The 7047-nt window shown below is 67.7% G+C and carries 6 protein-coding genes and 1 pseudogene; 5 read left to right on the top strand and 2 right to left on the bottom strand.

The features are described 5' to 3' along the window. Positions 1 to 4: 4 nt before the first annotated feature. Positions 5 to 668 (bottom strand): annotated as a pseudogene (locus BN4332_RS21120) (TetR/AcrR family transcriptional regulator). After that, positions 665 to 2176 (bottom strand): FAD-dependent monooxygenase, encoded by a 1512-nt coding sequence (locus BN4332_RS21125; protein WP_066901326.1) that lies wholly within the window; start codon positions 2174 to 2176, stop codon positions 665 to 667. The pseudogene BN4332_RS21120 and the gene BN4332_RS21125 overlap by 4 nt, the downstream one beginning before the upstream one ends. Positions 2177 to 2318: 142 nt before the next feature. Here BN4332_RS21125 and BN4332_RS35570 point away from each other — a divergent pair, with 142 nt between their 5' ends. From BN4332_RS35570 to mmsB, 5 genes are all read left to right on the top strand, one after another. After that, the gene (locus BN4332_RS35570; RefSeq protein WP_435405202.1) at positions 2319 to 2465 is read left to right on the top strand and encodes a hypothetical protein; all 147 of its coding nucleotides are present in this window, start codon (positions 2319 to 2321) and stop codon (positions 2463 to 2465) included. 326 nt (positions 2466 to 2791) lie between these two features. Continuing rightward, positions 2792 to 3232 carry an MOSC domain-containing protein gene (locus BN4332_RS34535; protein ID WP_235654161.1) on the top strand — a complete coding sequence of 147 codons (441 nt, stop codon included), beginning with the start codon at positions 2792 to 2794 and terminating at the stop codon, positions 3230 to 3232. 158 nt (positions 3233 to 3390) lie between these two features. After that, entirely contained in the window at positions 3391 to 4911 is a 1521-nt protein-coding gene (locus BN4332_RS21140; RefSeq protein WP_066901330.1) for a CoA-acylating methylmalonate-semialdehyde dehydrogenase, read from the top strand. Between the two features lie 7 nt (positions 4912 to 4918). Then, complete coding sequence (locus tag BN4332_RS21145) at positions 4919 to 6079, top strand: acyl-CoA dehydrogenase family protein (RefSeq protein ID WP_066901332.1); 1161 nt, start codon at positions 4919 to 4921, stop codon at positions 6077 to 6079. Between the two features lie 9 nt (positions 6080 to 6088). After that, positions 6089 to 6961 (top strand): 3-hydroxyisobutyrate dehydrogenase, encoded by an 873-nt coding sequence (mmsB, locus tag BN4332_RS21150; RefSeq protein WP_066901334.1) that lies wholly within the window; start codon positions 6089 to 6091, stop codon positions 6959 to 6961. The last annotated feature ends 86 nt before the right edge of the window (positions 6962 to 7047 follow it).

The raw sequence follows: 7047 nt of genomic DNA on the forward strand, positions 1-7047 counted from the left end.
AGGGTCAAGGCAACAAACCAATTTGGTGGTAAACCGCGCGGAGATAGCGTCGCATCTCATCGGTGTCGGGCGGGTTCGGCTGCAACACGCGGTAGGTGATCGCACCGACCATCATGTCGATGGCGACGTCGAAATCGGCGTCGTCAGCGACGGTTCCGTGCTCTCGCGCACGCTCCAGCAGCCGGGCCGCGAGCCTGCGGCGCGGCAAGATGTACCGATCCCAGTACACGGCCATCAGCTCGGGATGACTGACAGCCGAGCCGAACACCCGGGCCACCAGCGCCCGGTAGTGCGGCGTGGTGGCGGCCGCGGCCGCGCTCTCGATCGCCGCTTCCACCAGCTCATAAGGTGATTCGACGTCGACCTGCTCGGGTGAGGCCCAGCCGGCNCGCCCTCTCCACCATCACATATGTTGAGTCGACGGCGACCGCCTCGGGTGGGCCCCCGCCGGCGCCCTCGGCGATCAACTGCCCCATCGCCGCGGCGATCAGGTCTTCCTTCGACGACCACCGCCGATAGATGGTCGGCTTGCCGACACCGGCGCGCTTGGCAATCTGTTCGATGCTGGAACCCTCCACACCGCGCTCGATGAATACGTCCAGCGCTGCTTGCAGGATCGCCCGATCGGCCCCCGCATCGCGTGGCCGGCCCCGGCCGGGGCCGGTCACCGCACCGTTCCCGAGTTCAAAGCCGTTGCCAGCCAATGGTCGAGGCCGTCGGCGTCGTGAGGCCGCCCCCGCCAGGCAAGGTGGGCGTCGGGGCGGATCAGCATCGTCTCGGAGCCGTCGTGGTGCAGGGGTGTGACGAACTCGCCGAGCCGGCGGCGTGCCGATTCGATGTCGTCGGGCGCCCCATCGGGCAACAGCACCACCCATCGCCCGCCGAGCTCACGATGCAATCGGGTGGCGGTGCCGTCAGGTCGCGTGCAGGAAACGTCTTCGATCCGATCCCCCGGGCGCGGCTTGCGGCCCCGGCCTCCGAGCGGGCCTTTGCGATAGCTCACCCAGAGCTGCGAGGCGGTGTAGGTGATCCAGCGTTGGATGAAGGGCAGGCCGAACAGCCGGGTGGCCACGTGGTCGCGCAGGAAGCGGCCGATCGGATTGCTGGCCACGTTCACCCGGGTGACGGCGCTGGTTCCGCGCAGCACCTCGGTGGCCAGCGGTCTGCGTTCGGCCTCATAGGTGTCGATCAGCTTGTCGGAGGCCAGGTTCCGGATCACCAGGGCGAGTTTGAACGCCAGGTTCTCGGCGTCACCGATACCGGTCAGCATGCCCTGCCCGCCGAACGGGGCGTGGACGTGCGCGGCATCGCCCGCGATCAGGACGCGCCCGGTGCGGTACCGCTCCGCCAGCCGGCGGTGAACGGTGAACACCGACAGCCACTCGGCGTCCCCGACGGTGACGGTGCGGCCGGTCCGCTTCGGCACTGATTGTTTGACTCGCGCCAGGATCTCGCCGTCGCTCGGTTTCTGCCCGAGCGTGGGGTCATAGATGAACAGTCGCCAGAGATCGTCGCGGCCGCCCGGATCGGGCATGGGCATGGCACCGAGGATGCCGTCGGGGTGAATCCAGCCGCTGGTCCCGCTGCGGTCCACCTCCCAGTCCAGGTGGACGTCGGCCAGCAGGAAGCGTTCGGAGAGTTTGACACCGGGAAACGCGATGCCCGCCTGTTGCCTGATCACGCTGGCGGAACCATCACATCCGACGAGCCATCGAGCACGGATCTCGGAACCGTCGCCGAGTTCGGCCACCGCGGTGCCGCCGTCCTGCCGCACACCGACGACCGCCCGGCCCCATTCCGGCTCGACGCCGAGCTGAGCGAGCCGAGCCCGCAGCGCCGCCTCGACCTTGGCCTGCGACACCACCATGGGAGGTGCGGCCGTGCCCATGCCGGGATCGCCGAACTCCAGCGTCATCACCGGCCGGTCTCCCAGGTAGCTGGTGATGCGCATGGCTCGCAGCGATTCCTCCGGCAGGCGCCCGAGTGCGCCGATCCGGCCCAGCACTTCCGAGCCGCGAGCGTGCAGGAAATTGGCGCGCGAGGTGGTGGCCGGCGCCGCCGCACGGTCGACGACCCGCACCGAGAGTCCGTGCAGGCGCAGGGAACAGGCCAACGTCAGCCCGGTCGGGCCGGCACCGGCCACGATCACATCCGGGTTCGGATCGGAGGAAACCACCCACGTATAATAACGATACGGTTTCGTAATTTAAAGGGTTGCGCTCCACCTCGCTCCGGACGCGGCTATCTTCGGTTCCATGAGCGTCGAGGCTGTTGAGCACATGCGGGTCGAGCGCCTGTACCGGTATCCGGTCAAGTCGATGCTCGGGGAGAGCGTGGAGACGCTTTTCGTCAACGCAGGCGGAGCCGAGGGCGACCGCCAGTTCGCGCTCATCGACGAAGCCAGCGGCCGGGTGGCGAGCGCNTGGACAACGGGGGGGGCGGGCGCTGTGACGGGTACCGGGTAAGGTGGAGCCGGGGGGAGGGGGGGGAGCGTTTTGTCGCAAAGGGGGGGGGGGCGGGGGGCGACCGCCAGTTCGCGCTCATCGACGAAGCCAGCGGCCGGGTGGCGAGCGCGAAGCAGGCCCGCCTGTGGCGGGGGCTCTTGTCGTGCGGCGCCGTCACCGAAGACCGCCGCGTACGCATCCTCATGCCGGACGGCAGTACGACGACAACCGACGAGGACGACGTAGATGATCGGCTATCGCGGTTTGTGGGGCGTTCGGTTCACCTGGCCGACAGCAGGCCTGCCGGCGCTTCGATTGAGCGCGCGGACCCCGATCAAGTGCTCGACATGGGCGTGGACGCAGAGGTCGATGCTCCGATCCTCGAACTGGCCCTGGCAACTCCAGGCAACTCGTTCACCGATCTTGCCCCCGTGCACGCGATCACCACGGCCACCCTGGAACACATCGGTGTCGAGGCCGCCCGGTATCGGCCCAACCTGGTGATCGCTACGCCGCCGGGCTATCCGGCGTATGCCGAGAACGGGTGGACCGATCAGATCCTCAGCGTGGGTGGAACGAGGCTGCGCGCCATGGGGCCCACTCCCCGCTGCGCCATTCCGACCCTTGAGCACGGTCAGCTCCCCCGGGCGCCACACGCGCTCCGCACTCCCGCAGCCGAGAATCGAGTCGAGGCCTTCGGGCTCGGTCCTCTGCCATGCGCCGGCGCATATCTTCAGGTGCTCTCCGAGGGCCGGATGCAGATCGGCGACCGGGTTTCGCTCGATTGAGCCGCCGCCGTTGATGCGTCCGGTTCGACCCTGAGACCGGGCGGCGAGCAGAGCGCAGAAACCCTTGCGCAACACCTCGACCAATTACTAGGATATCCAAGTATCTCGGGTATGCCCCGAGTCATACCACTTGCGCATCTCTCTTTGGACGGAACGCCATGACCACTCAAATCCCCCACTTCATCAACGGCCGGCGCACCACCGCCGGGTCGACCCGTACCGCCGATGTGCTCAACCCCAGCACTGGTGAGGTGCAGGCACAGGTGGTGCTCGCGTCGGCCGCCGATGTCGACGCGGCCGTCGCCGGTGCCGCCGAGGCCCAGAAGGAATGGGCCGCCTACAACCCGCAGCGCCGCGCCCGCGTGCTGATGAAGTTCATCGAGCTGGTGGGCCAGCACGCCGACGAGCTCGCCGAGATGCTCTCCTTGGAGCACGGCAAGACGGTCGCCGATTCGCACGGCGACATCCAGCGCGGCCTTGAAGTCATCGAGTTCTCGGTCGGCATCCCGCACCTGATCAAGGGCGAGTTCACCGAGGGCGCGGGAACCGGCATCGACGTGTACTCGATTCGCCAGCCGCTGGGCGTGGTCGCCGGCATCACCCCGTTCAACTTCCCGGCGATGATCCCGCTGTGGAAGGCCGGCCCCGCGCTGGCATGCGGAAATGCGTTCGTGCTCAAGCCTTCCGAGCGTGACCCCTCGGTTCCGCTGCGACTGGCCGAGCTGTTCATCGAGGCCGGGCTGCCGGCAGGCGTGTTCCAGGTGGTGCAGGGCGACAAGGAAGCCGTCGACGCCATCCTCGAGCATCCCGAGATCAAGGCGGTCGGCTTTGTCGGCAGCTCCGACATCGCGCAGTACATCTATTCCGGCGCGGCCGCCAACGGCAAGCGCGCGCAGTGCTTCGGCGGCGCCAAGAACCACATGATCGTGATGCCCGACGCCGATCTGGACCAGGCCGTCGACGCGTTGATCGGCGCCGGCTACGGCAGCGCCGGCGAGCGCTGCATGGCCATCAGCGTCGCGGTTCCGGTGGGCGAGGAAACCGCCAACCGCCTGCGCAACCGACTGGTCGAGCGGATCAACCAACTGCGCGTCGGACACAGCCTCGACCCCAAGGCCGATTACGGGCCCCTGGTCACCGGCGCCGCGCTGGAGCGGGTGCGCGACTACATCGGTCAGGGCGTCGAGGCCGGTGCCGAGCTCGTGGTCGACGGCCGCGAACGCGCCAGCAATGAGCTGACTTTCGGTGACACCAGCCTGGAGAAGGGCTACTTCATCGGCCCCACCCTGTTCGACAACGTCACCACCGACATGTCGATCTACACCGATGAGATCTTCGGTCCGGTGCTGTGCATCGTCCGCGCGCACGACTACGAAGAAGCCCTGAAGCTGCCCTCTGAGCACGAGTACGGCAACGGCGTCGCGATCTTCACCCGCGACGGCGACGCCGCACGGGACTTCGTCTCGCGGGTACAGGTCGGCATGGTCGGCGTCAACGTGCCGATCCCGGTTCCGGTGGCCTACCACACCTTCGGCGGCTGGAAGCGGTCCGGATTCGGCGACCTCAACCAGCACGGCCCGCACTCGATCCTGTTCTACACCAAGACCAAGACCGTGACCGAGCGGTGGCCGTCGGGCATCAAGGATGGCGCCGAGTTCGTCATCCCCACGATGAAGTAGCGAACCTGTGAATTTGCACGATCTGGACGACGACGAACGCGTGATCGCCGAGACGGCGGCCGCGTTCGCCGAAAAGCGCATCGCGCCATATGCGTTGGAGTGGGATGAGACCCATCACTTCCCCACCGACGTATTGCGGGAGGCCGCCGAACTCGGCATGGGTGCCATCTACTGCGGTGAGGACGCCGGTGGCAGCGGGCTGCGGCGCCTGGATGCGGTACGCATCTTCGAGGCTCTCGCCGCCGCCGATCCCACTCTGGCGGCCTTCCTGTCCATCCACAACATGTGCGCCTGGATGGTGGACACCTTCGGCACCGAGGAGCAGCGCAAGACCTGGGTGCCCCGGCTGGCGTCGATGGACGCCATCGCCAGCTACTGCCTGACCGAACCGGGGGCCGGCTCCGACGCGGCGGCGCTGCGCACCCGGGCGGTGCGCGACGGCGACGACTATGTGCTCGACGGGGTCAAGCAGTTCATCTCCGGGGCCGGCAGCTCCGATGTGTACGTGGTGATGGCCCGGACCGGTGCCGAAGGCCCGAAAGGCATCTCGGCGTTTGTCGTCGAGAAGGATGCTCCGGGGCTGAGTTTCGGCGCCCAGGAACAGAAGATGGGCTGGAACGCGCAGCCCACCGCGCAGGTGATCTTCGAGGGCGTCCGGGTTCCGGCGGACGCCCTGCTCGGCGCCACCGAGGGCACCGGGTTCGGCATCGCGATGAACGGGCTCAACGGCGGGCGGCTCAACATCGCGGCCTGCTCGCTGGGCGGGGCGCAGTCCGCCTACGACAAAGCGCTGAGCTACCTGGCCGACCGCCAGGCGTTCGGCGGCGCCCTGCTCGACGAGCCGACCATCCGGTTCGCCCTCGCCGACATGGCCACGGGTTTGGAGACGTCACGAAACATGTTGTGGCGGGCCGCGTCCGCGCTGGACACCGATCACCCCGACAAGGTGACGTTGTGCGCGATGGCCAAGCTGTATGTCACCGACAAGTGCTACGAGGTGGCCGATCAGGCCCTGCAGTTGCACGGCGGCTACGGCTATCTGCGTGAGTACGGTCTGGAGAAAATCGTCCGGGATCTGCGGGTGCACCGCATCCTTGAGGGAACCAACGAAATCATGCGCGTGGTGGTCGGGCGCGCCGAGTCTGCCCGCGCCCGCGCGGCGGGATAGGAGAGGTACGTGAGCACGATCGCGTTCTTGGGACTGGGCAACATGGGCGGGCCGATGGCCGCCAACCTGGTCACCGCCGGGCACACGGTGCGCGGCTTCGATCCGGTCCCCGCCGCGCAGGAGACGGCGAAGTCCAACGGCGTCAACGTGTTCGGCACCGGTGCCGAAGCGGTGGCCGGTGCCGATGTGGTGATCACCATGCTTCCCAACGGAGCCCTGGTGAAGAGCTGCTACGCCGAGGTGCTGCCCGCCGCCGCCGAGGGGGCACTGTTCATCGACAGCTCCACGATCTCGGTCGATGACGCCCGCGAGGTACACAAATTGGCACTCGAGAAGGGCTTCGCCCAGTTGGACGCCCCGGTCTCGGGCGGCGTCAAGGGTGCGGTGGCCGGCACCCTGGCCTTCATGGTCGGCGGCGAGGACGATGCCGTCGAGCGCGGCCGCGCCGTGCTTGAGCCCATGGCGGGCAAGATCATTCACTGCGGCGCCACCGGCGCGGGCCAGGCCGCCAAGGTGTGCAACAACATGGTGCTCGCGGTGCAACAGATCGCGGTCGGTGAGGCCTTCGTGCTGGCCGAGAAGCTGGGATTGGACAAGCAGGCCCTGTTCGACGTGATCACCGGCGCGACCGGCAACTGCTGGGCCGTGCACACCAATTGCCCGGTGCCCGGGCCGGTTCCGACGTCACCGGCCAACAACGATTTCAAGCCGGGCTTCGCCACCGCGCTGATGAACAAAGACCTGGGCCTGGCGATGGCGGCCGTGGAGTCCACGGGTTCGTCGGCTCCACTGGGCACTCATGCCGCCGAGATCTACGCGAAGTTCGCCGTCGATCACGCCGACAAGGATTTCAGCGCGGTCATCGAGACGCTGCGCGACTGATTCTCATCGCGTTCGTAACGTGGTGGCGGCAGAATCCGCCTTTTACCGCCGCCAGGTTACGAACGCAACGGCGCTGAAAACTATGC

The sequence above is a fragment of the Mycolicibacterium houstonense genome (genome assembly GCF_900078665.2).
GTDB lineage: Bacteria > Actinomycetota > Actinomycetes > Mycobacteriales > Mycobacteriaceae > Mycobacterium > Mycobacterium houstonense.

Excerpts from the sequence above, each read along its gene's own strand:
- BN4332_RS34535 (WP_235654161.1), top strand. The coding sequence starts at position 2,792 with ATGGGCGTGGACGCAGAGGTCGATGCTCCGATCCTCGAACTGGCCCTG.
- BN4332_RS21140 (WP_066901330.1), top strand. The coding sequence starts at position 3,391 with ATGACCACTCAAATCCCCCACTTCATCAACGGCCGGCGCACCACCGCC.